Below are 26,751 nucleotides of genomic sequence, written 5' to 3'. Positions count from 1 at the left end.
TTAAAACTGCCACGGTAAGTTATTTTGTTTCCAGCCTTTATCTTGATTATTTCCTTCAAAGCCGTCACTAATATTATAACAATTTTTATAACCCATATTAGTTATAAAATTTGCTGCGATAAACGATCTATATCCGAACGGCACAGAAAAAATATTATTGCATCGATTTTATCGTTAATGATAGATAAAAAATTGTCTCCAAAATCTTTATTTAATTGCCAACTTAGAAAGATCACCTTATTTTTATTATCTACATGAGGTATCCCCACTTGTTGCCACTCTTCTCTAGTTCTAACATCTACAAGAAAAGCATTATCATTTGAAATTAGTATATCATAAGCTTTTGTAGAACAGATATTTTGAACCGACATATTTATGCTTTTCTGCTGTTATTGATAATAAAAGTTAATAGAATTTTACCCATGTAGAATGGATTTATTAGAGTGCTTAATTATTAAAGCATTTTAAAATGATCTTGGTATCTTGATAATTTTAATAATATTATTATAAAAAAATTTTGCAAGATGTTATAGATGAATAAATTAAATAAAAACTCTTTACAAAAGAAACTTTTTTACCGTAGTAAAAATCGCGGTTGCAGAGAAATGGATTATATACTCGGTAGCTTTGCCGAAAAGTACCTATCCTTAATGGATGAAAAAAAACTTGAAGGCTATACTTTAATACTTGATCAAAATGATAATGATCTTTATAATTGGATTAATAATAAATCTTCTGCTCCTTCTTATCTAGATGCCGAAATAATTGATAAATTACGCAAAATAGCAAAAATATAAACTCCTGTAGAATGTTACAACAAAAATTTCCGGCGGTTGCCAAATCTTTCTTTGCAATTGATAATTTTACTAAGAATCTTAAGCAAGATTTTATCTTGAGTGCAAGTAATGAAGAAGAGGCGTTGCAATTATACAAGCAAGTTTTATTTTTTTCTTCTAATGAAAATATTTATTACTTTCCAAGCTATGATACCATTCCTTATGACCATACGTCACCAAATGCAAATATCTTATCTAGACGTGCAGAAACATTAACCAAGCTAACAATAAATAATAGTAATGGCAAATTACTCATCACTCATGCAGCTAACTTATTAAACAAATTACCCCCGAAAGATTTTTTTTCTAAATATTTTTTGAAATTATCCCCTAAAATAAAATTTACTACGGATGAGCTTGCTATGTTTCTAGTAGAAAATAGTTTTACAAGAAATGCGAGTAGCATCGATGTCGGGGAATTTGCGGTTAGAGGCGAAATAATTGATATAATATTGCCAGGTCCTAAAGCTTATAGAATTAATTTTAGCTGGGATTATATTGAATCAATAAAAGAATTTGATATTGATACGCAAATTTCGACTAAATCTTGTACGGAACTCGTTATTAGTCCTGCAAATGAGATAGTTTTAAACTCTGAAACAATCGGTAATTTTAAGAATAATTACTTACGAAGTTTTGGAGTTAATCATACTGATAATCCTTTATATGAGGCGGTAATATCGGGAAGAAAATTTTCGGGATATGAACAATTGCTCCCATTATTTTACGATTCCTGCTCTAACTTAATAGATTATCTAAACGATCCTATTTTCATATTTGATAATCTGTCAAAACAAGCCATTTTAGAGTTTGAACATAGTTATAACGATTTTTATTCAGCAAGGTCAGAGACAAATAAACTTAAATTTAATAGTTTCTATCCTACTCTTTCACTGACTAGCTTATATTTTACCGTTTCTGAAATAACGGAATTACTAGAACGAAAAAACAATATATTGATTAGTTATGAAAATTCTGAGCAAGCTAGCTTAATTGAAAATATTAGTTCTGCAAGTTTTATAGAAAAGAAAACGGTTTTCGATAAATTATTTGAGATTATTAAAGCCCATTCTTCTAGAAAAATTGTGATAGGTGCAGCTTCTTTAAGCGGTCTTGAGAGAGTTAAAAGCATCACCCAAAATTATGAATATAAATATAATGAGATAAATAAATTAGACGAAGCTAAGGCTTCAGTAATAAATGTCGGAATAATTCCTTTAAGTCAAAGCTTTTATACTAAAGAATATTTATTTATTACCGCTAGCGAATTATTAGAAGAAAAAACTAGTTCTACAAACACTAACAAAAAGCTTAAAAATATCTTGCTGGAGCTTGATAATTTAGCTGAAGGTGAGTTTGTAGTACACAAAGATCATGGAATAGGGCAGTTTTTAAAGCTGGAAGCTTTAGAAATCAAAGGTAAACTGCATGATTTCTTAAAGATTCTATATGCCGGTAATGATAAATTATATATACCCGTTGAAAATATAGAGGTAATAAAAAAATACGGCAATGATAATGCGGAGCTTGATAAGCTTGGCAGCGTCTCATGGCAAAGAAGTAAGGCGAAACTTAAAAACCGTATAAAAGAGATAGCACTGCATTTAATACAAATAGCAGCTAAACGGAAACTTAATAGCAGTGCTTCCGTTGAATTTGACCTTGAAGAATATGATAAATTTTGTGCTAATTTTCCTTTCAGTGAAACGGAAGACCAGTTAACCGCTATAAACGATATTAAAGAAGATCTAAGAAGCAGTATGTTAATGGATAGGTTAATATGCGGTGATGTTGGGTTTGGTAAAACTGAAGTAGCAATGCGTGCCGTCTTTATGGTAGCAAAATCTCTAAATGAACATTTACCTCAAGTAGCCGTAGTTGTACCGACAACTATTTTATGTAGTCAACATTTTTCAAGGTTCATAGAAAGGTTCAAGGGTTTTGATTTAAATATCAAGCAATTATCTAGCGTTGTTAGTTCTAAAGAAGCAAAGATTATAAGATCGGAACTTGAAAGCGGTAAAATAAATATAATAATAGGCACTCATTCTTTATTACATAACAATACAAAATTCTTTAATTTGAAATTGTTAATAATCGATGAAGAACAGCATTTCGGTGTCGGTCAAAAAGAATTTCTTAAATCGCTAAAATCCTCTTCCCATGTACTTGCAATGTCGGCAACACCGATTCCTCGAACTTTGCAAATGTCAATGACCGGTTTAAAAGAACTTAGCATTATTGCAACGCCGCCTCTAAACAGGCTGGAAGTTCGTACATCGGTTATGCCGTTTGATCCCGTTATTATCAGAGATGCATTATTACGCGAACATTTTAGAGGCGGAAGAAGCTTTTATGTAGTTCCAAGAATTAAAGATATAGAGGATATCGAAAAACAATTAAAACAAATCATGCCGGAATTAAGCTATAAAATAGCTCACGGAAAAATGACTCCGAGTAAAATTGATGAGGTTATGAGCGAGTTTTATGCCGGCAAATTCGATATACTAGTCTCAACTACTATTATAGAATCAGGAATTGATATAGCCGAGGCAAATACCATGATCATACATAAGGCTGATATGCTGGGTCTTAGTCAGCTATATCAATTGCGTGGTCGAATAGGTCGAGGTAAAATGCGAGGCTATGCTTATCTAACGGTAGCAAGTCATAAAAAGATGACATCGCACTCCTTAAGACGCTTAGAGATAATACAAAATAGTTGTGCTTTAGGCTCAGGTTTTACTATTGCAAGCCATGATATGGATTTACGAGGCTTCGGTAATTTGATAGGTGAAGAACAATCAGGACAAATTAAAGAAGTAGGTACGGAACTCTATCAAGAAATGCTGGAAGAACAAATAGCTATTTTTAAAGATGAACTGGTTGTTTCAGAACAACCCTTTATCCCGACTATTAATTTGGGATTATCCGTCTTTATTCCGGATAATTATGTATCCGATTCGGCTCTTAAACTTGGGCTATATAGAAGAATAGGTAATTTAAGTAATGAGATAGAAGTAGAGAAATTTAAAGATGAGATGATTGATAGATTCGGTTCGCTACCGATTGAATTTAATAATTTACTTGATATTGTAAAAATAAAACTATTATGCTTTAAGTTAAATATTGAGAATTTAGATTCAGGAGATAACGGGTTTGTGATTAAATTTTATAAAAATGCCGATATGACTGATAAAATTTTAAAATTCGTTAGTACTTACTCTAATCAGGCAAAAATCAAACCGGATAATAAATTAGTATATATCAAGAAATTAGTAGATAAAAATATGATTACCGAGGCGAATCAACTACTTTGGAATTTATCGGAGGTGTAGACTCGATGTCATTCCTACTCCGTCATTGCAAGCAGTCGTAGACTGCGTGGCAATCCAGAAGAAATAATAAAAAAATTCTGTAAATCAGAATTTTTTACTGGATTGCTTCGTCAATTGCTATGCAATTTCCTCGCAATGACAATAACACTTTTTTAACATAATAAACATGCTCCATAACTTAAAACAATTATTCCAACAACATAACGTAAAAGGTTTGTCGACCAACTCTAAAAACATTAAGAAGAATGATGCCTTTTTTACGATTAAAGGACAGAATACCGATGGAAATGATTTTATTAAGGATGCTTTAAGCAAAGGTGCAGTATTAGTAATTACAGATAATGAAAAAAATACTGTTATAGATAAAATAATCTATGTAGAGGATGTACAAGCAGCTTTATATGAAGCTATAGAAATCTTCTATCCTAAAAAACCAAAGAATCTAATAGCCGTAACCGGTACTAACGGTAAAAGCTCGGTAGTATCCTATATAGCTCAAACATATTCATTACTTGGGGAAAAAGCCGCATCTATAGGTACGATAGGTGTAGAGATTTTTGGCTGTGATAATCTTATAAATGATGTACCGGAGTTGACTACACTTGATTATTTAAGCTTTAGAAAAATTGCTCATAATTTAGCTGAAAACAGTATAAAATATTTAGCTTTTGAAGCTTCTAGCCATGGTCTTGACCAAGCAAGGCTTGGGGAAACAAAAGTAAATATCGCATGTTTTACTAGCTTTACTCAGGATCATCTAGATTATCACCATACAAAAGAAAATTATTTATTAGCCAAACTGAAATTATTTACTGATCATTTATTACATGGAGGTCTTGCAATATTGAATTCCGATATAGAAGAAATAGAGTTTGTTAAAGATTACCTACATAACCATAATATTAAATTTATAACTGTTGGGAAAAAAGGTGATTTAGAAATAACTAAAATTAACGGTTCTTTAAAAGGACAGGATATTAATTTTACATTTAATAATAGAGAATATAATTTTCATACGCCGATAATCGGTAGTTTTCAGGCTAGTAATTTATTAATTACTGCTCTTAGTGTGCATTATACCGATTTTGCTTTTGATAAAGTTATAGATTCTTTAGTAGAAGTTAAACCGGTAAAAGGCAGAATGCAGCGAATAAGCAACACTAATATTTTCGTTGATTATGCCCATACTCCGGATGCTCTTGAAAAAGCTTTAACAGAGCTGAAAAATATTAAATTACGTGATAGTAAGCTAAGCGTAATTTTTGGCTGCGGCGGTAATCGTGATAAGACAAAGAGAAGTCTTATGGGGCAAATAGCCGCAAAACTCGCTGATCATGTCATAATTACAGATGATAATCCACGCAATGAAGACCCAAAGCTTATTAGAGCTGAAATCATAAGCGGTATAGATAAAGCAAATTATATTGAAATAGCAAATAGAGAAGAAGCTATTAAATATGGTATAAATAATTTAAAACAAGACGATATCTTATTAATTGCCGGCAAAGGTCATGAAAATTACCAAATTATCGGCGATAAGAAAATATTTTTTGATGATGCTGAAGTTGCAGGGAAGAGTATTTTTTCGATGTCATTCCCGCGGAAGCAGGAATCCAAAAAATAACTTCTTAATGTTGACAAATAAACCTAAAAAAACAAGTTTTTTGTAGGTTTTTCTGGATTCCCGCTTCTAGCTAGGAATGACATCGAAGTATTGGCTATCTCAGCAATTCTTTTTAGGCAATGCCGTATTCTTACGAGCTTGAAGCTTGAAATAATTATAGAAATGTACTAAACTAAAAGTTATTTATAAAAGAAACTATGTGCCTGTAATTAGTCGTTTTCTTGGTATTGTAATTATGATGTACTATCACGATCATAATCCTCCTCATTTTCATGCCAAATATGGTGATTATGAAATTATAGTTTCACTAGAAGATAAAGTTATGGATGGTAAATTTCCTAAAAGAGCTTTACAACTGGTTATAGAATGGCTTAATTTATATAAAGAAGAATTACTAGTTAACTGGCAAAAAACTCAAAATGGTGAACCCATTAAATCCTATTACCTCCTTGGAGTAAAGAAAATGTTACATGTCACATCAGTGAAATATGTTAAAGATTATTATATTCATCTAGCTTTTGATGACGGTACAGAAGGAAATATTGATTTATATAAATATCTTAAAGGCTTAATATTTGAACCTTTTCAAAATAAAAACTTATTTAATAAGGTCACTCTAGATAAAGAACTGCACACTATTACTTGGCCTAACGGTGCAGATTTTGCACCTGAATTTCTGAAAACTAATTTAGAAATTAGTTAACAAACACTATTATATGATCTGGAACTCTAAAACTTTAAGTGCTGCTCTCGGTATAACAATCTCTAATTCTATCAATTGTAATGAAGCGCAATTTAATTCCAAAGACGTTAAAAAAGGTGATTTATTTATAGCACTTCAAGGTAATAGAGACGGCCATGATTATGTTTTAGATGCAATAGATAAAGGAGCGGCAACCGTAATTGTTAGTAAGCAAGTAGAGATAACGGATAAAGATAAAATTATTTTAGTTGATGATTGTTTTGAAGCTCTACAAAAAATGGCTTTATATAAACGAGAGAATTCAAAAGCGAAATTCATAGCTATCACCGGTAGTGTCGGTAAAACCTCCACTAAAGAAGCTTTAAAAACCTTACTAACTGAGACTAACGATAAATCATTAGACCTCTTATATAATGAAGCTAATCAAGAGGAATTTGAAGGAAACACGGAACGCAGAACCGCAGCGTACACTTTAGTACGTGAGGATGTGAGTACCGGATTGACGTACAAATTACCGTTAGAAGCAAGTTATATAAGAGGTCTAATTTTTGCTAGCCGAGGTAACTTCAATAATCACTTGGGATTACTTATTAATCTTGCTTCAATGCCTGATGATACGGAATATGCTATTTTTGAGTGTGGTATGAACCATAAAGGCGAAATAAGAGAATTAGTTCAAATATTAAAGCCGAATATTGCTATGATTACTAATATTTCGGAAGCTCATTTAGAATTTTTTAACTCGCTTGAAGAGATAGCTGAAGCTAAATGTGAGATTTTTGAAAATTTTAGCAAAAATGATATTGCCATTATTAATGCCGATACTAATTCCTATAACAAAATATTATCGATATTAAAAAACCTTTCTATTACCAATATACATAGTTTCGGTAGATCATCTAAAGCTTCAGCTGAATTAATTTTATATGAGAAGCTAGAAGATCAAGTTCATTTAAAGTATAAGATAAATAATAAAACCCTAGATGTAACTATACCTTTTGTTCCTGGGCATTTTGCTGAAAATTATACTGGTGTACTTTTAATTATCGATATATTAGGTAAAGATCTAGAGATAGCTGCAAATCACTTAGCAAATATTTCTCCTACTAAAGGAAGAGGAGAAATTATCAATATACAAAATTGTCGTGTAATTTGTGATTACTATAACGCAAGTCCCGCTTCAATGAAAGCTGCATTAGAATATTTAAAACAAGTACCTGCCGAGAATAAAACCGCTATAATAGGCGATATGCTAGAGCTAGGGGGGGATTCTAAACGGCTACATGAGGAACTAGTACCGTATATACTAGATGCTGGTGGTTCTAAGGTCTATTTAGTAGGAGCAAATACTAAATATATTTATGATTTACTACCTTCCAAAATAGCTAAAAAATACTTTAAAAATGTTGACGAATTAATTACGCATATCACGGATTTATTTGAAGGCAATGAGCTTATCCTAATAAAAGGGTCAAGAGGTGTAAAACTTGATAAGATTGTTGATTATTATAAATAAATACACTAGGATATTTCTAATATTGCATGGCTTGGTTTTTCCATTATTGCGAGGAAATTACGAAGTAATGGACGAAGCAATCCAGTAAAAAATGCTAAAGATTAGCATGTTTTTAATTTTTTCTGGATTGCCATGCTCCTTTTAGTCGCTCGCAATAATGATTTGGTATCCGTGCAACAATAAATAACATCAAAATATACTTTTTAATTTAAATCTACAAATGTTATACAATCTTTTACTTCCTCACATCCATAATTCACATATAGCTAATTTATTCCACTATATTACTTTTCGTAGCGGTCTTGCTATTATTATAACTCTAAGCCTGAGCTTTATCACAGGTCCTATATTAATAAAATTTCTGCGATCTCTTCAAAAAAATGGCCAACCTATACGCTTGGACGGACCTGAATCGCATCAAATAAAAGCAGGTACTCCGACTATGGGGGGCATTATGATTATTTTGTCTAGTTGTCTCTCTACTTTATTACTTGCCGATTTAACCAATAAATATATTTGGATTACGTTATTTGGTTTTATTAGCTTCGGTATTATAGGATTTATGGATGATTATGCTAAGGTAACTAAAAATAACCATTATGGGGTAAGAGGGAAAAGTAAGCTTTTGCTGCAAGGAATTATTAGCTTAATCATATGTGTTGTACTAGAATATACCGATAAAAATCCAAGCCATTTACTTAACGTACCGTTTTTTAAAAATTTAAGTTTAGATCTTGGTTATTTTTATATAGTTTTTGCTATATTTGTTATAGTCGGCTCTTCTAATGCTGTGAATCTAACGGATGGGCTTGATGGGCTTGCTACCGTTCCTATTGCTTTTACTGCCGGTTCTTTTGCTTTAATAAGTTATTTAGTAGGAAATCTAATTTACTCGAACTACTTACAGCTAACCTATATACCGAATACCGGAGAGTTAACGGTGTTATGTGCGGGATTAGTTGGTAGCTGCCTTGGATTTTTGTGGTTTAATGCACAACCGGCAGAAGTTTTTATGGGCGATACCGGTAGTTTAAGTCTTGGCGGTGTACTTGGTATTATTAGCGTCATTACTAAGCATGAAATAGTCTTAAGCATAGTCGGCGGCTTATTTGTTATTGAAACGGTATCCGTAATTTTACAGGTGTATTATTTTAAAGCTACTAAAGGAAAAAGAATATTTAAAATGGCACCGCTCCATCATCATTTTGAAAAACACGGCTGGGCAGAATCAAAAGTTGTAATAAGATTTTGGATTATTTCAGTCATATTTGCTCTTATAGGTTTATCATCCTTAAAATTACGTTAACTATACTCGTTTAATTTGAAAAATTGGCTACGTCGTCTTATAAGCTCAAGGATACTCACGTATTATATATGCTGCGTTCCTTGACTTATAGACTCCTTGCTCTTTTTCAAATTAAACTTCGTCTATCTACTTTTTATTTATCAAAAATATTAACATAAATTAACTTTCTCTTTGCTTTTGTACAAGAAATGTACTATAATACCGATATTAATTTATAGTAGGTGTATGACATGGCTAAAGAAATAGATATAAATAAATTATTAGCACAAGAAAATAATGCTTTAAATACTATATTAGGCCAAGTAAACAAATTATGCGAACAAAATAAGAAGCTGCAAGGTTTAATCGAAATACAAAATGAAACTAAAGAACTAGAAAAAGAACATAACAGATCGCTGCATTGGTTTAAAAGATTTGTAAAAACAGTTTCTAATGTAAAGTATATTTTTATAAAAAGTGAAGAACAGTTAACAAATGAAGCAATAAAGTATAATAATAAAGTATTAAAAGATATTGATAATAAGATATATAATATAGCGGAAAAATCTGCACCTTTAAAGCAAGAATTACAAGAAGAAATCAAAAAAAATTTTGAGGATTTAACAAAGAAAAATTTATCTAAAGATCAAAGAGAAAGATTATCAGAAGTATTTTTTAGTTATAAGAGTAAACCTGAAAGATTCTCAGCTCTACATATGACAAATCCCTTACAATTCATTAATGCGGAAGAACTAGAGAAACAATATAATTCTTTAAATGCTACAAAACAAAACATCCAAAATTTAATATCCGAAAATTCTAATATCAAAGAACTTAAAAAAATACAAAAACAGGTTGCTGAAATTAGGGAAGAAATACCTTATACATTTTTTGAAAAATTAAATAATATTTGGCAAAATGTTAAAAATGTTTTTGTAAATAATAGTGAGCAGGTTTTAGCAAAAAACAAAGAAAGTAATACTAGAACAATTAGAAAGATTGACAAACAATTATATGAAACGAAGCATAAATTTGAAGAATTAATTGAAAATAAAGAAAGAAATATTAATGATATAATTGCAAAGTTACCTGACAATGAAGAGTTGCAAAAGATAGTAAGTAACCTTACAAATCACATGACGTCAAAAAAAGAACCAATATTAGCAAATTCGTCCCTAGCTAAACCTTTAGAAAATAACATTCCGCCACCACCACCTTTACCGGAAAATAACATTCCGCCACCACCACCTTTGCCGGAAAATAACATTCCGCCACCACCACCTTTGCCGGAAAATAACATTCCGCCACCACCACCTTTACCGGAAAATAACATTCCGCCACCACCACCTTTGCCGGAAAATAACATTCCGCCACCACCACCTTTGCCGGAAAATAACATTCCGCCACCACCACCTTTGCCGGAAAATAACATTCCGCCACCACCACCTTTGCCGGAAAATAACATTCCGCCACCACCACCTTTACCGGAAAATAACATTCCGCCACCACCACCTTTGCCGGAAAATAACATTCCGCCACCACCACCTTTGCCGGAAAATAACATTCCGCCACCACCGCCTTTACCGGAAAATAACATTCCGCCACCACCGCCTATGGCTCCGGCTCAGACTGAGACATTATCTAAGCCTGTAGAAGCTACTACGGTTAAAAAACTGGAAAATCAACCACGTCCTTCTATAGATACTTCTGATTTAATGAAAGAAATAGTAGGACCAAAAAACCTAAGAAAAGTTGAAAAAACGGATGTTAAGGCACAAGATTCTAGAGATTTATTGCTGCAGTCCATAAGAGGTGAACACAAACTAAAAAAAGTTGAATTTGATCCTAATACAGGGAAACCGGTTGCATATTCTCATAGTAAGCCTGCTCAGAATGTTAGCAAACCTAATGAAATTGCATCAATTTTAGCACGAAGAGTCGCTATGGAGATGAGTGATAGTAGCAGCAGCAGTAGTGGCAGTGAAAGCGATAGCGGTAATTGGAGTGATGTTAGTACTAAACCAAAGGTTCTAAAAACTAAAGGAGAACGAGATGCTATAAAGAGTACCCATGTTCAAAAAGGTTTAAGTGGTAAAAATTCACGAAAATCGTCATTTGGTATAGGTTAATTAAGATGTTATTTCTTTGAGTGGGCTTTGTTGCATGACATAAAACACCATACGTACTTACCCTCTAAACTTCTTAATTACTTCAACTATTCTTTTACCGAATAAATTAGCTGTTAGAAGATCGCCTTTGGTAGGAGTAATATCAGGGGAGGATTTGTGGTTAGATTGAGTCATAAGTCCTGACCAGCTACCTAAGCGGTTAATTTTATCGGGAGCAGGCATCTCGTGATCAGCAAAATTCGGGGCAGCTTCAGCTTATCCAACCCAAATCATGCAATGCTGCATAGCGAAGTGAAATAGCTGCTGAATACTGCATAGCTTATCACCTGAATAAGAAGCAGAATTAGTAAAAGCTGCAGCTATTTTATCTTTCCATTTTTTTGTTGCACCCATCTAGTTGAGATAGCCTCCATAAATGTTTTAAACGGTCCTGCTAAACTACCCATATAGGTTTGGGGACTCCAAAAATGATAGCATCTGCATTGTCTAATAAATCCCAATCGATATTATCAGGTTTATCTTTATTTGTTTGTATAATAGAAACATTTGCTCCTGCTTCTTTTATGCTCTTATTTAGTTCTTCAGCTACTTTTACAGTATGACCATATCCACTATAATATATGATAGCTACTTTAACCATTTTATTCTCCATATTATAAATTAACTATAAACTCGGCTTCAGTTTTAGACTTTATTTCCTCAATAGTAACATAGTCAGCTTTTCTAACTAATATCATTTCATCTTTATCAATATCAAAAATTCCAAGATCGGTAATTTATTCTGTTAACTACTTTTTTGCCTGTTAACGGAAAGCTGCATTCTTTTAATAATTTAGCACCGCCGTCTTTTGCGTTATGTTCCATTATAATAACTACTCTTTTGGGGTTAGCGACCAAATCCATAGCTCCTCCCATACCTTTAACCATTTTGCCTGGGATAGTTCAGTTGGCAAGATCGCCTTTTTGTGAGACTTGCATCGCCCCTAAAATAGTTAAATCAATATGCAAACCTCTGATCATGCCGAATGAAAAGCTACTGTTGAAATAGCTACTTTCAGGAATAGCAGTGATAGTTTGCTTACCGGCGTTAATTAAATCAGGATCTTCCTCTCCTGCGTAAGGAAACGGTCCCATACCAAGCATACCGTTCTCGCTTTAAAATATTATATTCACTCCTTTAGGTATATAATTTGCTACATGCGTAGGCATACTACCTATACCAAGATTGACATATAACCCGTCTTTAAGTTCCTCTGCGGTTATTTGATAAATTTCTTCTTTACTCCAAGCCATATCTTATTTTTCCCTGACAGTTAATTGCTCAATATGTTTCTCATATTTTTCACCTACCATTAATCGCTGTATAAAAATATTAGGTGTGTGAATATTATCAGGTTCTAGATCTCCTACCTCAACTATTTCCTCTACTTCACAAACCGTAACTTTAGCTGCTCCTGCCATGACTGCATTAAAGTTTCTTGCTGTTTTATTGTAAATTATATTGCCGCTTTTATCGGCTTTAAAGCCTTTAATAATAGCAAGGTCAGCTTGAAGTGCAGTTTCCATTATATATTTCTCGCCGTTAAACTCCTTTGTTTCTTTACCTTCCTCTACGATTGTACCTAATACCGGTTTTAGTATAAAAAGCAGGGATGCCCATGCCAAGCAGCTCTAATTCGTTCAGCTAAAGTTCATTGCGGGTTTAATTCAAGCTCAAGTACTTTATCAAGATATTGTTGTTCAAAAATCCTATTTTCTCCGACATACGAAAAAATCATTTTTTTTATTTGTTTAGTTTGAAGAAGTAGTCCAAGTCCGAAATTGTCAACACCGCAATTATTGCTAATAATTGTTAAATTCTGAACATTGCTTTTAAGAAGTGCATTTATTAAATTTTCAGGAATACCGCATAAACCAAAGCCACCGGACATTATAGTCATGCCGTCATAAAGAAGTCCTGCAAGAACAGCCTCAGCCGAAGGATAGATTTTATTCATAAATTTTAAATTATTTAATATCTATTATCTAAGAGTGTATCTGTAAATAAATTTAAGTGGTAATTAAAGAGCTTTTATAGCGAAAATTAATAAGATTTTTGATAGGATATTATTCATATTTTAAAAAAATCTTATAATTTGCAGCAAAAAAGAATTTAATTACCACTTAAATTTATTTACAGATACACTCTTAGAAATTAGGAGGATTTTCAAAAGAAGTCAAGGACATACCTACGTTTGGTATATTAAAAAAATATTTTACAAATTTAAAATAGTATATATTATAGCTACTTATGATTAATAAAAATTAATAATACTATGAAATGAAATAAATTAAATTTAACTATTGCTACTTGTCTTTTATATTCATCATCAGTATTAGCAACTGCATCAAATATTGATGACGATATAACAATTCAAGAAAATTCTAAAAAAAATTATAGCTATGTAGTTACTTATGATAAAGATATGTCCTCAAGAGCGAGTAGCGATGCTGCTATGTCATTGATTGAAGGTTACCGTCAATTAGATGATGCTATATTTGCCGATTCAGATAATATAGCTTATGAAGATCTTAAGTTATATTACAAGATTTACTGCTACATCTTGGATTATGGTAGGTAATCATGAAATAGGAGGTCCCAATGGAGCAAGAGCAAGAGAATTTGACTTAAAAGTAATAAAATATGAGGTAGATCCTTTTGAGGGTACAACATATTTTAAAGCTAAAGATTTTAATTCTTTGCAAGTTTATAAGCAAATTGCTATAGATACAGGGGGGATTCAAGCAAGTCATTTGTTATCTGAAAATATTAAAGATAGATATATGGTAAGTAACAAAATTAATCCTACTTACGGTATAGGTTATTTATGGACAAGACTAGATCAAGCAGGATATATCTTTAGTACTAAATTTAATGATAAAGATAAAAGCGGTAATGATATAAATGCATATGTAACAGCGATTAACTCCATATACGGTAAAAATTATATTACTAAAAATAAAATTCGTTCATATGCTTATTTAGATTTATTTAATCCGTTTTTATTCTATTCAGGATATCCATTTATAATGAATACTAATCTTAATAATATTCCAATGTTTGAGTTGGGAGAAATAAAATATTTACCTGCGACTAGAGCGATACTTGCTCCATACGGTTTAGAGCGTGGTTTAGTTAACCATTTTGTTGTTGATAACAAAATATATTCAAGTTAATATTAATTACGGCAAAAATCAGAAATTTAAGTCTTATGGTGTTGGAGTTAAAGCAAATAAATTAATCGAATTCGATTTTGTCGGTTTAGGTTTAGAAGCGGCATTTTGGAATCAGCCTAAAATGTTAACCGCTACTCCTTTAAAAGAGAGCTGTAAACAAGGTGGACTTGGGGCAGTTAATTTTTTGAGCTTAGCTTAAATGAAACCTTTAAGATAGTCGGCTTAGGCGGTTACAAAACAGCCGGATTTATAGAAGGTATGCCTTTAAAATCTTCAGCTATAGTTAGAACAGGGTTAAAATTAGATTTATAAGCATTGCAAAAAACGTCATTGCGAGCGACTAAAAGGAGCGTGGCAATCTCAAGATTTTGGCCCGAGATTGCTTCATCAAAACTTACAGTTTTTCCTCGCAATGACGAAAAATCCAATCCACGCAGGCAATGCCTTCGTAGGCATGACATAAGGACACTTATTTTTTTATTAACTCTCTACTTATTTTAAAGTATATATGTAATCATGATATTAAAGTAATGGTATATGACGATAATATGCTAACTATTCTAGAAAAATTTTTATTCTCTTCTGTAAAAACGTTCATTAATATACGTGAAGATACCGTATCTGCTCTTAAAAGGCTTGGTATTAATAATATTCGGGATTTATTATTTTATCTACCCGTTTCGTATCAAAATAAAACATTATCGCCTAATTTAACCGAAGTTAGAGACGGTGAAATAATCCAAACGGAAATTGTAATTGAGAGCATTAATTTACCAAAGAAAAGTAATCAGCCTTTAAAGATTACGGCTAGTAATGATACCGGTTCTTTGTTATTAGTGTTTTTTCATAAGCCCCCACCGTTTATTTTTAATAAGCTGAAAGTTGGTACTTCTCATATTATCAGCGGAAAGGTACAATTCTTTGATCATTATTTACAAATTTCGCATCCTGAATTTATTACGAATCCTAAACTTGCAAAAGAAATAGAGCCGATTTATTCCCTGACATACTTACTTAGTAACAAGCAGTTATATTCATATATCATAAAAGCAATAGATATATTTGAAGAGAAGTGTAAGGGAGTGGAAGATAAAGAGGTAAAGGATTATTTGAATGTTATATTGCAGAGTTTGAAGGTGTTGCATGTAAGCGAGGCTGTCATCCCGTGGCTTGACCACGGTATCCATAACAATAACTGGATCCCGCGACTTGATCGCGGGATGACAACGGAAAAATCTAGTAATACAATAAAGCCGCGGGATGACACTGGGGCGGCCAAAAAGCAACTAGCAGCCAAGGAACTTATCGCTAATCAAATATCTCTTTTAAATGTACGTACACAGATAAGTAGAAGACAAGGTAATATTTACCCTAAAGCGGTGGGTATTCAAACAAATATATTAAATGAGCTAGGGTTTGAGTTAACTTCTTATCAAAAGCAAGTTATAGAAGAAATAGAGCTTGATCAAAGCGATAAAGTAGAAATGATGAGATTACTGCAAGGCGATGTTGGCTCAGGTAAAACTTTGGTAGCTCTGCTGACGATGGTAAATGTGGTAGCTAGTGGATTTCAAGCAACGCTTATGGCTCCAACCGATTTGCTTGCCAATCAGCATTATGGTTTTTTTGTTAAAGCTTTAAAAAATACTAATATAAGAGCCTCATTACTTACAGGTAAGATACTGGGGGCAGCTCGTAAAAATATTATGATACAACTTGAAAACGGTGAGATTGATATATTAGTCGGTACTCATGCGTTATTTCAAGAAAAAGTAAGTTTTAAGAAGCTAGGCTATATAGTGATCGATGAGCAGCATAGATTTGGAGTGCAGCAGCGTTTGAATTTAATAAATAAAGGAGCAAATCCTGATGTATTAGTTATGACTGCAACACCGATTCCTCGAAGTCTTGCACTTACTATGTTTGGTGATATGAGTATCTCAAAGCTAATGGGTAAGCCGAAAAATCGTTTACCTATCGCTACAAATACCATGTCCGTTAACAAGATAGAGCATATTATAGAAGCAATAAACAAAAAGCTTGTAGTAGGTGAGCGGGTATATTGGATATGCCCATTAATAGAGCAAGGAAAAATCTCTGTTGTCATACCGTGGCTTGACCGCGGTGTCCAAAAAACAACTTGTAATGCTAGTAATTTTGACTGGATCCCGCAGTCGAGCCGCGGGATGGTAACAGAGGAGGAAGAGGGTAGTTCATTAATGGATGTGATGAATCGTTTTAACTCTATCGAAAATATCTATCAAGGTTATACCGGTATTATTCACGGTAAGATGAAGAATGAGCAGAAAGACCAAATAATGAAGCAATTTAAGGAAGGCAAAATTAAGATATTAGTTGCAACAACCGTTATTGAAGTCGGAATAGATATACCTGAAGCTACCTTGATAATTATTGAAAATGCTGAGCAGTTTGGTCTCGCTCAACTTCATCAGCTTAGAGGTAGAGTAGGGCGAGGCTCTTTGCAGTCATATTGCATATTGCTATACAACCCTAAAAGGCTTGGTAAAGTGGCACGAGGTAGGTTTGAGATAATGAAACAAACTAATGACGGGTTTTATATCGCTGAGCAGGATTTAAAACTGAGAGGTAGCGGTGAGATTTTAGGAGTAAAACAAAGCGGTGAAATGGAGTTTTTCTTTGCTGACTTGGCTAAAGATTATGATCTATTACTTAAAGCTCATAAATTTGCAGAGACAGGCTTAAAAGGTAATTCGGATTTTGTTGACTTTCAGATAAAGCTCTTCGCCAAAACGCAAGTAAGCGAGTTAGTTTAGTTTAAATATGTTATCTCCGGTGGGTGTTCATTGGTTTTTCACCGTCACCCCATGGCTTGCCCATGGGGTCTAGTTAAAAATACTAAAAACTATTAGTATATTATCTTTCTACTCTTAACTTACGTATTGAGCATCTCCAATTATTTGATATTGTGAGCTATCATTAACCTCAGAGTATTGTGGTGGAGCGGTAGGAAGTTCTTCTGCTGTATGACAAAAGACAGTGTCTAAGGATTGAGTTTGTAATTGATCATGATCATTAAGCTTTGCTAATCCTTTTAAAAAAGTATTAAAAACTGCTTTATCTTTTAGAGCAATATCAAAAGCTTCACTAATGCTACTATTTTCTAATTTGACTCCGGTTGCTTCTACTTTACTAAAGTAATTTTTCAATAGTGAAGTGTTTTGTGATTCTACTATATTCTTTAGAACTGAACTTCCTTTAGAATCTGTATAATTATGATCGAATTTTTTGGATGAAAGTAAGCGTTGTGCAGTCTTTTCTTGAGATTGTTTTAATGCATTTTGAAAACCTTCATTTATACTAACCCCTATAAGGCTAGAAAATTCTTCCATAGCTTTTAATTTTTTATCAGAGTTAAATTTATTGAAGATTTTAGGTTGCTTAAAGTTTGATGTTTGTAAGATTTTTTTAAAATTTTTATATCCTTGGATGATATGGTGTGCTGACATAAGTTAACCCTTTAATATTATTTAATAATTCATATAGCTCAAATATTAAATATTCTTAACCATATAAATAAGCTTTAGTAGTATACATATAATGGATTTAAATGTCAATTAATTAATTTATATTTTCGCTATTTATAATAAAAATGCATTAAAATGATGATGAGAAGAGTAGGGAAAGAATAATAAATGAGAAAGAACCGAATGTTGTAAAACGGGTTTTACGAGGATAAAGTTAATCCTGTGTGATTTCAGCAAGTCTAGTAAATAGAGCCTCAATCATATCCCAGCTTTTTTTTGAATAGTGAGTAAAGAAGAATCATTAATATTTATTTGTTTTAATAAATCTATTCCCATTTGTTCATGTTCAGGATCAAGATGCATATGTGTTTTGAAATGTTTTGCTGCTTTATGATTAAAAAATATGATCCTAATTTTTCATAAAATATAGTAGCACAAGACTCTATTACTAAATGGACAAGGACGGCTCTTTCACTATCTCTAAGAGTCATCATTTTTAGCGTAAACCAAGACACCTAAGGCCTCAAAAATAGAATCTGTAGTTTCTTCACCATTTTCTAGATTTTGGGATAATTCTATATTATGTCCAAATTCATCGGTAAGATGCTCCCATGCAAGTTGTTTAAATTCTTTTATTTCAGAAAACACTACTCTTGCTAATACCATTTTTTGAAATTCGTCTGACCAAATCCGAAAATATTTAAGAAATTTATTTTTTCGTAGGGTACTATCTAACTTAATTTCAAATAGTTTGTTTTTTCTAAATTGCTCTTTATATTGTTCATTATCTGAAATTAGATGATCTATCAAATCCATATAAGTAATATCAATATTATCTAAATCATATTAATCTAGGACCACTGTCACTAATTATTAATGTTTACTTACCAACTTTTAAAACCATATGTGTATTTATAGATGAATATGAATTGTAAGATCATCATTTGTATGCAGTAAATATATAAAACATTTCGACTTATCCATTTTAGATTTATAGCTATTTTTTGTGAGTAATCGCTTATGATCATTAATATATAGGTAATTGTTAAGAAAGTAACATTTAAAATTAATTCAGTATTTGAAAAATTAAAATCACTGAAAGGAATTGCAAGAGTAAAAAGAGTCGAATGCACGAAAGAAGCAAAAATTGCTATAAAACAGCAAAGTTTTAGATTTGCCTGCTCATGTTTTGAAATAAATCCAAGTATCATTATAGCAATTACAAGAGTCCCATAATCAATCAAAGCCCAGCTAATATACCACAATATTACCATTATAATTACATGACAATAACCGCTATAGAAAAAGCTAGTTGCAGCATTGCGAAAATAATAAATATACCATTGACCTAAATAGATTGATATTATAATATTTGTAGTAATAAACTGTTTAAACAATACGGTAGTATATATTTGTAGTAAAACACCGCATATTATTATTCTAGTTTTTGGTTTATCATGGAAATTATAACCGGCAAAAAAGCAGAAAACCGGCATAGCGGTTCGACCTATGATCCGCATAATTGTTAGTTCAGGATATAGATATAAACCAATATGATCAATGATCATGGCTATAATAGCTAAAGTCTTTAACAAATCCTGATAGTTTGATTGGTGCTTATTTCTTGTTATTACCATAATTAACCGTTTTTAGTAAATATGCTGAGCTAAAAAATATTATAGCTCCGATTATAATTGTATAAGCTAATGTACAAGCTTTAATTAGTAAATATTCCGAATAAAAATATTCTAAATAATAATGTTTTATTAAAGCAATTGTAATAGACATTAATGTACAGCTTAACAAAATTTTACCACAGAAAAGCTTTATTCCAGCTTCTATGTAAAGCTTATTTTGTTTCGTAGTATAGCTATATAATAAACCTAAATTATACCATGCTGCAATAGATGTACCAACAGCAATACCGATATGTTTCAAAGAATCCATTAGTAGTAAATTCATACCGGTATTAATTATTATCGAAAATAAGGTTATTTTAAGCGGTGTTTTAGTATCTCCGTTAGCATAAAAAATAGGAGTTAAAATTTTTGCCAAAATAAAAGCAGGAAGTCCGAGTGCAAATGCAGAAATAGCCTCGGCTGTATTTGTAGTATCTTGGCTTGTGAAAACTCCTCTTTCATATATTATGTTAATAATAGGATGAGACAGAATTATAATACCGAATGTAGCAGGTAATGATAATAATAACCCCATTCTAATAGCATTATTTTGTACTTTTGTTGCAGCTACTATATCGTTTGATTTATAAATTTTGGATAATTCAGGGAGTAATATAGTAGAGAAGCTAGTACCTATTATCGACAAAGGAAACTGGTAAATCCGATCGGCATAAGATAATATAGAAATAGCACCTTCAATAAAACTAGCAATAGATTGGGATATGAAAAGGTTTAATTGCTGTACGCCGGAGCTAATAGTCGCGGGTCCCATATTAATCAAAAGCTTTTTTACATCGGGATCGCTTGGGTTAAAAATTATCGGAAAACTTAAATTCGCTCTTTTCACGGAGATAAACATAAAAGAAACTTGTAATATTCCGGCAATTATTAAAGATAGACTGATTGAAATGATAGATTCCATGTAATCATCTAACATTAAAGTGCAAATTATTACGCATACGCTTAAAATAACCGGCGAAAAAGCAAAAGCTGCAAATTTCTTTACGGAGTTTAATATTCCGCCAAGTAAGGCGGTCAAGGATATAAATATCAAATATGGTATAGTAATTCGGCATAAAAATACCGTAAGCTCAAACTGTTCTTTTTTACCGTGAAATCCAGGAGCAATAAACAGCATTAATTGTGGCATGAAGATTTGCATTAATGCTATTATTACTATTAATATCAGAAGTAGAAGAGTAAAAACCTCACCTGAAAAATTATTAGCGGCTTTCTTAGAAATAAGTATTTTTTCATTGTAAATAGGGATGAATACGCTTGATAATGCCCCTTCTGCAAAGATTCTTCTAAATAGATTCGGTAGTTTAAAGGCAACATTAATGCTATCGCCCATAGGCGTAGAGCCGAATAATGATGCGATAAATTGTTCACGCACAAGCCCGAATATGCGAGAAATTAGTGTAAAAAAAGCTACTACGACCCCTGAACGAAATAATCGACTTCCTGCATAACTTGCTTCTAAAGGTAATTTATGTGTCAATCCTAACCCCTTATTCTCACGTACTAAAGTGTACGCTGCGGTGTTGCGCTCCGTGTTTTCTTTAAATTCCTCTTTATTAGCTGACGTTTGCAAGAAGTCGGTCACTGTTTATTTTTTATATAAATGTTATTTCCATGTAGGGATGTTACGTGGATTGGGAAATTTTTACATTGTCATACCGTGGCTTATCCACGGTATCCAGAAAAAATAACCTCAACGTTGTTACCGACAGTACATAGTTTGATAGAATAAACATATAAAAATAAATTTTTATATGTTTTACTGGATCCCGTGAATAAATCACGGGATGACAGAGTTTCCCTACACCTATGCTCCTGCCCTGTCTATTCCTTCATTAATCAAGCTATCTGCTTTTGCTTTATTTTCCCATCCGGTAACTTTAACCCATTTACCTTTTTCCAAATCTTTATAATGTTCAAAGAAATGAACGATACGTTTCTTGAGCATGTCACATAAATCATCTAGCTCTTTAATATGATCGAAAGTAATATCAAGCTTTGAGGTTGGTACTGCGATTATTTTCTCGTCGAGTCCCGATTCGTCTTCCATCATTAATATGCCGACTGCTCGGCATTTAATAACAGAACCTGGTACTACGGCGTGATGGGATATGACTAGTACGTCTACCGGATCACCGTCATTTGAAAGAGTATGAGGAATAAAGCCGTAATTACACGGATAGCTCATGGTAGTTTGCATAAAGCGATCAACAAAAACCGCTCCTGATTCTTTATCAAATTCGTATTTGATTGGACCGCTATTCATCGGAATTTCGATAATTACGTTTATTTCATCATTATTTGCTTTTGCTTTGATTTTATCTATAAACATGTTTTCATTTATTTGGTTTGTTGATTTAGTTATTTTTCGTCATTGCGAGAAGAATTACAACGTAATTCGACGAAGCAATCTCAGGCTATTTTACTAGATTGCCGCGTCGCTTCGCTCCTCGCAATGACGTTGTTATTTCAGAGGTCTATAATTCTCATCATGCTTTGCAAGCAATTGTCTTGCTATAAATTTTCCGTCCGATAATTGCCCGATGGCAATAATTCCTTGTCCTTCACGAAATAGAGCAGGAAGTACACCTTGGTATAATATCTCTAAATCCTTAATATTATCGGTAATAACAAAACTTATCTTATCAGCGGCAATTTTATTTATTGAGTCTGTTTTAACAAGCCCACCGACTCTTAACTCCTTGCTTTGTTCTATTTCATTAATTTTTGACGGCGGCAAAAAAAATACTATATTTTTCTCTAAATTATAAAGTATTATACTAATTCCGAGAGCAGCTGAGCAGAAATAAATAATTATTGTTATTAATCTATTTCTTACTCTCTTTTGCATTAAAGTTCTGTTTATTTTTCAATGACTTGTAATTTAAAAAACTTACGATTAATAATATCGTTAAAACTAGAAAAGTAAATAAATATGCAGCTAATATATAATTACTCATTAATTGCCTTTCAAAAACTCCATAATTTCCTTAGGTGAAGAATCTAAATAGAAATGTTTCAGATATTTTCCGTGTGCATCGATTAAATAGGTAAAAGATGAATGATCAAGCATATAGTTTGGGTCGTCATCATCACCATTTACACGAGCATAGAAAACCTTGAATTTATTAGTTACATCTTTTATCTGCTGCTCGTTACCGGTAAGACCTATAAATTTCGGATGAAAATGTTTTAGATATTCTTTAAGTACTATAGGAGTATCACGTTTTGGGTCAATAGTGATAAAAACAGGTAGAATATCTATTTTATGTTTATTTAAAATTTCTACAATCTCCGTCATTTTATTTAGAGAGGTTGGGCATATATCAGGACAACTAGTAAATCCAAAGTAAATGAGGCTTAAGTTGCCTTTCAACTCATCACTATTAAATATCTCTCCATTTTGATCTATTAGCTCAAAATCACCGCCGATTTTTACGTTGTCTTCATAGATATTAACTTGACCAGCAAGCGGTTTTTCAGGCGTTCTTAAAGATAACAACAAATATAATGCTCCTACTCCTATTAATAAGCTAATTACGATAATTATTTTTATAATATTTGACTGCATTTTCATAATATATACTCGTTGAACTTGAAAAATTGGCTACGTCGTCTTTGTAAGTCCCCAGTCCTCACGTATTATTATACGCTGCGGTCCTTGGCTTACAGACTCCTTGCTCTTTTCCAAGTTGAACTTCGTATATCAACTCTTCATTTCACAGGAGTATAGTTCTTTTCTTTCAAGAAGTTCAAAATTACGACATCTTGGTTGTTCTTACACCAGACCTAGCTTTTTAGGTTTAAAATATTTTACCCAAATATCTATTAACAATTTAGTAATGATAATCGCCGAAAACATTGAGGATATGATCCCGATCGTTAATGCAACGGCAAAACCTTTTATTACACCTACTCCAAATATATAAAGTAAAAAAGCAATGATTAAAGTAGTTAAGTTAGAATCAAGGATAGTAGCAAACGCAGATTCAAAACCGGTTCTAATAGCATAAAGATTAGAAACTCCCTTATGTAGTTCCTCCTTAATTCTTTCGTAAATCAATACATTAGCATCAACAGCCATACCCATAGTTAGTATTATTCCTGCAATTCCCGGCAGAGTTAAAGTAGCTTGGAAAAGTGAAAGTAAAGCTAGAATATATAACAATGCAAGGCTTAAGGCTATATTGGCAAATAAACCAAGTACACCATAAGACCAAACCATAAATATACACACTGCTATAAACCCTATAAGTCCTGCTTTTTTTCCCGATTCTATAGAATCAGCTCCTAAATTTGGACCTATACTTCTCTCTTCAATAATTTTAAGTGGAGCAGGGAGAGAACCGGCTCGCAATAACAGTGCAAGCTCATTTGCCGACTCAACGGTAAAATTTCCTGTTATTATACCGCTTCCGCCCATAATTGCTCCATTTATCATTGGAGCACTTAGTAATTTATTGTCTAAAACTATAGCAAGACGTTTACCGGTATTATTTTTAGTTATTTCACCGAATATTTTACTACCTAAATTATTGAAAGAAAAAGCAACTACTGCTTGCGAATTTTGGTCAAAAGAAGCTGAAGCGGTTGTAAGCTGATCCCCACCTAAAACAACTTTTTTCTTTATAACGACATAATACTCCCCATGACTTTCGCTATCTCCCTTAACTAGCATTGAACCTACCGGAACATGTCCTTTTACCGCTTCTTCGATATTGGCATTTTCATCAACTAAATGAAAAGTTAGCTTTGCAGTTTTCCCTAATATATTCTTCAAGTAAGAAGGATTTTCTTCGCCGGGAACTTGCAGTAATATATGCTTATCGCCTTGTTTCTGTAGGGTCGGCTCTTTAGTGCCGGTACTATCAACTCTCATGCGAACGATCTCAATAGATTGGTCTACTATCTTGTTAAGTAAGTCATTCAATCTAGACTCACTGTAGCTTAGTTTTATTTTATTTTCATTTACTTCAGTGATAATTTCCTGATCGATTTTATTAATTATTTTCTTTAACGGCTTTAATTCCTCAGGTGATCTTACTTCTAATTGAATGCTATTTTGTCTAACTAACAGATTTTTATAGCCAATTTTATCCTCACGAAAATTTTTGCGTAAAGTGTCGGCAAGATTTTCCATTGAATCATTTAAGTAGGTATCAAAATCAACATCGAGTAATAAATGAGCTCCTCCTCTAAGGTCAAGCCCTAGATTTACTGAATCATGAGGCAGAAACTTAGAGTTTACCTGCATGAAATTAGGTAAGGCACAAATAACCGCAAAAACCGTACATATAATTGAAAGAAAAATTTTCCACTTAGGAAGATTTTGCACCGCTTACCTTCTTATCTTTTTTGTTATTTTCTTTTTTACTGCTACTTGCTTTTGTACGACTAGTTATATCAATAATAGCACTTTTTAAAACTTTAATACGTACATCTTTGGCTATTTCGACTTCAATATTATTATCGCTATCGCTTACTTTAGTTATAATACCGTAAATGCCACTATTTGTTAGAACTTCTTCGCCTTTTTTAACTTCACTTACTAATTTCTCTCTTTCTTTGCGGCGTTTTTCTTGTGGACGTAATAATAAGAAGTAAAATACGACAAAAATTAAAACCATTGGTATTAAGCTTGTTAACCCTGATTGTAGAGAATTTGTTTCTACAGGCACTACCTCAGTTTCCTGTATTTCTATAGTATCGTTATTATTTGCCTGATTATCTTGCGTACTTGCTGACATATGTAATTTCCTAATTATTGCAATAGACTTCGTGCATAACCTCCTTCTAAAGGTAATTTATACGTCAATCCAGTACTCGCATATCCTACGTACTTTTTTGTACGCTGCGGTTCTGCGTGCCGTGTTTCCTTCAAATTCCTCTTTATAAGATAGGTTATGCATGAAGTCTAATAAAATAAAAATAGCTAGCTAAATGTTTTTATGCAAGGGTAAAATAAATAATGTATAAGTTCGCGCTAGTATCAAAGATAGACGTCGTCATTGCGAGCGACTGAAAGGAGCATGGCAATCTAGTAAAATAATAAAAAAATTCTGATTTACAGAGTTTTTAATTAGATTGCTTAGTCAATTACTTCGTAATTTCCTCGCAATGACAAAAAACTGATCTACACAACAAAGTCCTGCTTCCGCGGGAATGACATTTTTTAGCATGAAAGGGAACTGGAGCGGGTGAAGGGATTCGAACCCTCGACTTCGACCTTGGCAAGGTAGCACTCTACCCCTGAGCTACACCCGCTTAAATAAAATAACGGCGTTTTAATGTAAAAAGTTTAAGGGGATCAAAATTCATTACATATAAAACGCCTTAGTGTTTTTTAATCTAAGCGAATCTGAATATAAGCAATTATAAGATAAATTGCAAGTATTAAATTAGAAATTTATTGGCATTGCTAAATAAAGATAGATTGGTTAATAAATTAACGTCATTGCAAGGAAATTACAAAGTAATTGACTAAGCAATCTAGTTAAAAACTCTGTAAACTAGGATTTTTTTTATTATTTTTATGGATTGCCACCCTCCTTTCAATCGCTTAGCTCATGACGACATCTGTCTTTAGTTAGCAATGCTATAAAATCTAATTTTTTTAAATTGACTTTTATTTTTATATAAAACAGTATAGTTTTTATTAATTTTAACTAAACTGTAAAAAAGTGTGTTAAGTTACGCAAAAGAGCAAAAAAGTTTAGCTCGTAATCAAAAAGAAGCAATAGGGCTACTATCGATAGGTACGTTTCTTGAATATTTTGATCTCATGCTCTATGTACACATGGCGGTACTTCTTAATGAGTTACTTTTTCCTGAAGCTGATGCATGAGCTGCTTCTCTATATTCTGCCATTGCATATTATTCCATCAGTCCTCCGACTTCA

22 protein-coding genes, 1 tRNA gene and 6 pseudogenes are annotated in these 26,751 nt (G+C 32.5%); 12 read left to right on the top strand and 17 right to left on the bottom strand.

Annotation, left to right across the window (positions count from 1 at the left end):
- A pseudogene (locus AB1146_RS08175) lies at positions 1–371 on the bottom strand (rhodanese-like domain-containing protein).
- A gap of 162 nt (positions 372–533) precedes the next feature.
- Here AB1146_RS08175 and AB1146_RS08170 point away from each other — a divergent pair.
- The 7 genes from AB1146_RS08170 to AB1146_RS08135 all read left to right on the top strand — a co-directional run bounded on the left by AB1146_RS08170 (position 534) and on the right by AB1146_RS08135 (position 11,431).
- Positions 534–797 carry a succinate dehydrogenase assembly factor 2 gene (locus tag AB1146_RS08170; RefSeq protein WP_010421957.1) on the top strand — a complete coding sequence of 88 codons (264 nt, stop codon included), beginning with the start codon at positions 534–536 and terminating at the stop codon, positions 795–797.
- 11 nt (positions 798–808) lie between these two features.
- Complete coding sequence (gene mfd / locus AB1146_RS08165) at positions 809–4,174, top strand: transcription-repair coupling factor (protein WP_010421959.1); 3,366 nt, start codon at positions 809–811, stop codon at positions 4,172–4,174.
- 166 nt (positions 4,175–4,340) lie between these two features.
- Positions 4,341–5,798 (top strand): UDP-N-acetylmuramoyl-L-alanyl-D-glutamate--2,6-diaminopimelate ligase, encoded by a 1,458-nt coding sequence (locus AB1146_RS08155; RefSeq protein WP_010421960.1) that lies wholly within the window; start codon positions 4,341–4,343, stop codon positions 5,796–5,798.
- 199 nt (positions 5,799–5,997) lie between these two features.
- Complete coding sequence (locus tag AB1146_RS08150; RefSeq protein WP_010421963.1) at positions 5,998–6,501, top strand: DUF4160 domain-containing protein; 504 nt, start codon at positions 5,998–6,000, stop codon at positions 6,499–6,501.
- A gap of 13 nt (positions 6,502–6,514) precedes the next feature.
- Positions 6,515–8,017, top strand: coding sequence for a UDP-N-acetylmuramoyl-tripeptide--D-alanyl-D-alanine ligase (murF, locus tag AB1146_RS08145; RefSeq protein ID WP_010421964.1), 1,503 nt, complete (start codon positions 6,515–6,517; stop codon positions 8,015–8,017).
- A gap of 220 nt (positions 8,018–8,237) precedes the next feature.
- Positions 8,238–9,323 carry a phospho-N-acetylmuramoyl-pentapeptide-transferase gene (gene mraY / locus AB1146_RS08140; protein ID WP_010421967.1) on the top strand — a complete coding sequence of 362 codons (1,086 nt, stop codon included), beginning with the start codon at positions 8,238–8,240 and terminating at the stop codon, positions 9,321–9,323.
- A gap of 230 nt (positions 9,324–9,553) precedes the next feature.
- Complete coding sequence (locus AB1146_RS08135) at positions 9,554–11,431, top strand: Arp2/3 complex-activating protein rickA (RefSeq protein WP_355403968.1); 1,878 nt, start codon at positions 9,554–9,556, stop codon at positions 11,429–11,431.
- A 57-nt stretch (positions 11,432–11,488) separates the two neighbouring features.
- On the opposite strand, the gene AB1146_RS08130 is transcribed toward AB1146_RS08135, so the two are convergent.
- The 5 genes and pseudogenes from AB1146_RS08130 to AB1146_RS08110 form a co-directional block, all read right to left on the bottom strand.
- Positions 11,489–11,653, bottom strand: coding sequence for a hypothetical protein (locus AB1146_RS08130; protein ID WP_172616136.1), 165 nt, complete (start codon positions 11,651–11,653; stop codon positions 11,489–11,491).
- 33 nt (positions 11,654–11,686) lie between these two features.
- Positions 11,687–11,824: a hypothetical protein gene (locus AB1146_RS08125; RefSeq protein ID WP_232203677.1), complete on the bottom strand. Its 138-nt coding sequence runs from the start codon at positions 11,822–11,824 to the stop codon at positions 11,687–11,689.
- A gap of 40 nt (positions 11,825–11,864) precedes the next feature.
- Complete coding sequence (locus AB1146_RS08120; RefSeq protein ID WP_156790175.1) at positions 11,865–12,071, bottom strand: flavodoxin domain-containing protein; 207 nt, start codon at positions 12,069–12,071, stop codon at positions 11,865–11,867.
- Between the two features lie 13 nt (positions 12,072–12,084).
- A pseudogene (locus AB1146_RS08115) lies at positions 12,085–12,724 on the bottom strand (3-oxoacid CoA-transferase subunit B).
- Positions 12,725–12,727: 3 nt separating this feature from the next.
- Positions 12,728–13,428, bottom strand: a pseudogene (locus AB1146_RS08110) (CoA transferase subunit A).
- Positions 13,429–13,993: 565 nt separating this feature from the next.
- Between AB1146_RS08110 and AB1146_RS08105 the strand changes: the two are divergent.
- From AB1146_RS08105 to AB1146_RS08085, 4 genes and pseudogenes are all read left to right on the top strand, one after another.
- Entirely contained in the window at positions 13,994–14,647 is a 654-nt protein-coding gene (locus AB1146_RS08105) for a hypothetical protein (RefSeq protein WP_232203678.1), read from the top strand.
- Positions 14,622–14,846 carry a hypothetical protein gene (locus AB1146_RS08100; protein WP_232203679.1) on the top strand — a complete coding sequence of 75 codons (225 nt, stop codon included), beginning with the start codon at positions 14,622–14,624 and terminating at the stop codon, positions 14,844–14,846. The genes AB1146_RS08105 and AB1146_RS08100 overlap by 26 nt, the downstream gene beginning before the upstream one ends.
- Positions 14,847–15,195: 349 nt before the next feature.
- Positions 15,196–16,740 (top strand): annotated as a pseudogene (locus AB1146_RS08095) (DEAD/DEAH box helicase); the annotation flags it as partial.
- 93 nt (positions 16,741–16,833) lie between these two features.
- Entirely contained in the window at positions 16,834–17,442 is a 609-nt protein-coding gene (locus AB1146_RS08085) for a helicase-related protein (RefSeq protein ID WP_355404514.1), read from the top strand.
- A gap of 114 nt (positions 17,443–17,556) precedes the next feature.
- Here AB1146_RS08085 and AB1146_RS08080 read toward each other — a convergent pair whose 3' ends face one another.
- The 11 genes and pseudogenes from AB1146_RS08080 to AB1146_RS08025 form a co-directional block, all read right to left on the bottom strand.
- Entirely contained in the window at positions 17,557–18,135 is a 579-nt protein-coding gene (locus AB1146_RS08080; protein WP_010421990.1) for a hypothetical protein, read from the bottom strand.
- A gap of 232 nt (positions 18,136–18,367) precedes the next feature.
- Positions 18,368–18,969: pseudogene (locus AB1146_RS08075) on the bottom strand (hypothetical protein).
- 68 nt (positions 18,970–19,037) lie between these two features.
- On the bottom strand, positions 19,038–19,790 hold the full coding sequence (locus tag AB1146_RS08070) for a TraX family protein (protein ID WP_010421997.1): 753 nt from the start codon (positions 19,788–19,790) through the stop codon (positions 19,038–19,040).
- Complete coding sequence (gene murJ / locus AB1146_RS08065; RefSeq protein ID WP_410524594.1) at positions 19,771–21,333, bottom strand: murein biosynthesis integral membrane protein MurJ; 1,563 nt, start codon at positions 21,331–21,333, stop codon at positions 19,771–19,773. The genes AB1146_RS08070 and murJ overlap by 20 nt, the downstream gene beginning before the upstream one ends.
- 327 nt (positions 21,334–21,660) lie before the next feature.
- Complete coding sequence (gene ppa / locus AB1146_RS08060; RefSeq protein ID WP_010422008.1) at positions 21,661–22,185, bottom strand: inorganic diphosphatase; 525 nt, start codon at positions 22,183–22,185, stop codon at positions 21,661–21,663.
- 132 nt (positions 22,186–22,317) lie between these two features.
- On the bottom strand, positions 22,318–22,704 hold the full coding sequence (gene ccmE / locus AB1146_RS08055; protein ID WP_010422009.1) for a cytochrome c maturation protein CcmE: 387 nt from the start codon (positions 22,702–22,704) through the stop codon (positions 22,318–22,320).
- A gap of 108 nt (positions 22,705–22,812) precedes the next feature.
- A complete protein-coding gene (locus tag AB1146_RS08050) occupies positions 22,813–23,430 on the bottom strand; it encodes an SCO family protein (RefSeq protein ID WP_010422013.1) in 618 nt (205 codons plus the stop codon).
- A gap of 201 nt (positions 23,431–23,631) precedes the next feature.
- Positions 23,632–25,188: a protein translocase subunit SecD gene (secD, locus tag AB1146_RS08040; RefSeq protein WP_010422015.1), complete on the bottom strand. Its 1,557-nt coding sequence runs from the start codon at positions 25,186–25,188 to the stop codon at positions 23,632–23,634.
- Positions 25,172–25,600 carry a preprotein translocase subunit YajC gene (yajC, locus tag AB1146_RS08035; protein WP_010422019.1) on the bottom strand — a complete coding sequence of 143 codons (429 nt, stop codon included), beginning with the start codon at positions 25,598–25,600 and terminating at the stop codon, positions 25,172–25,174. Before yajC ends, secD begins: the two co-directional genes overlap by 17 nt.
- Positions 25,552–25,734 (bottom strand): annotated as a pseudogene (locus AB1146_RS08030) (hypothetical protein). The gene yajC and the pseudogene AB1146_RS08030 overlap by 49 nt, the downstream one beginning before the upstream one ends.
- Before the next feature lie 308 nt (positions 25,735–26,042).
- A tRNA-Gly gene (locus AB1146_RS08025) sits at positions 26,043–26,117 on the bottom strand.
- A gap of 418 nt (positions 26,118–26,535) precedes the next feature.
- On the opposite strand from AB1146_RS08025, the gene AB1146_RS08020 reads away from it, so the two are divergent.
- Entirely contained in the window at positions 26,536–26,697 is a 162-nt protein-coding gene (locus AB1146_RS08020; protein WP_010422020.1) for a hypothetical protein, read from the top strand.
- The last annotated feature ends 54 nt before the right edge of the window (positions 26,698–26,751 follow it).

This window comes from Rickettsia helvetica (genome assembly GCF_963970025.1).
Taxonomy (GTDB): domain Bacteria; phylum Pseudomonadota; class Alphaproteobacteria; order Rickettsiales; family Rickettsiaceae; genus Rickettsia; species Rickettsia helvetica.
The sequence above is the reverse complement of the archived record's forward strand: the minus strand, read 5'-3'. Positions and strand labels throughout refer to the sequence as shown.

Coding starts and splice junctions, on each gene's coding strand:
- AB1146_RS08170 (WP_010421957.1), top strand. CDS start 534: ATGAATAAATTAAATAAAAACTCTTTACAAAAGAAACTTTTTTACCGT.
- mfd (WP_010421959.1), top strand. CDS start 809: ATGTTACAACAAAAATTTCCGGCGGTTGCCAAATCTTTCTTTGCAATT.
- AB1146_RS08155 (WP_010421960.1), top strand. CDS start 4,341: ATGCTCCATAACTTAAAACAATTATTCCAACAACATAACGTAAAAGGT.
- murF (WP_010421964.1), top strand. CDS start 6,515: ATGATCTGGAACTCTAAAACTTTAAGTGCTGCTCTCGGTATAACAATC.
- mraY (WP_010421967.1), top strand. CDS start 8,238: ATGTTATACAATCTTTTACTTCCTCACATCCATAATTCACATATAGCT.
- AB1146_RS08135 (WP_355403968.1), top strand. CDS start 9,554: ATGGCTAAAGAAATAGATATAAATAAATTATTAGCACAAGAAAATAAT.
- AB1146_RS08130 (WP_172616136.1), bottom strand. CDS start 11,653: ATGCCTGCTCCCGATAAAATTAACCGCTTAGGTAGCTGGTCAGGACTT.
- AB1146_RS08125 (WP_232203677.1), bottom strand. CDS start 11,824: ATGGGTGCAACAAAAAAATGGAAAGATAAAATAGCTGCAGCTTTTACT.
- AB1146_RS08120 (WP_156790175.1), bottom strand. CDS start 12,071: ATGGTTAAAGTAGCTATCATATATTATAGTGGATATGGTCATACTGTA.
- AB1146_RS08105 (WP_232203678.1), top strand. CDS start 13,994: ATGAAGATCTTAAGTTATATTACAAGATTTACTGCTACATCTTGGATT.
- AB1146_RS08085 (WP_355404514.1), top strand. CDS start 16,834: ATGGTAACAGAGGAGGAAGAGGGTAGTTCATTAATGGATGTGATGAAT.
- AB1146_RS08080 (WP_010421990.1), bottom strand. CDS start 18,135: ATGTCAGCACACCATATCATCCAAGGATATAAAAATTTTAAAAAAATC.
- AB1146_RS08070 (WP_010421997.1), bottom strand. CDS start 19,790: ATGGTAATAACAAGAAATAAGCACCAATCAAACTATCAGGATTTGTTA.
- ppa (WP_010422008.1), bottom strand. CDS start 22,185: ATGTTTATAGATAAAATCAAAGCAAAAGCAAATAATGATGAAATAAAC.
- ccmE (WP_010422009.1), bottom strand. CDS start 22,704: ATGCAAAAGAGAGTAAGAAATAGATTAATAACAATAATTATTTATTTC.
- AB1146_RS08050 (WP_010422013.1), bottom strand. CDS start 23,430: ATGAAAATGCAGTCAAATATTATAAAAATAATTATCGTAATTAGCTTA.
- yajC (WP_010422019.1), bottom strand. CDS start 25,600: ATGTCAGCAAGTACGCAAGATAATCAGGCAAATAATAACGATACTATA.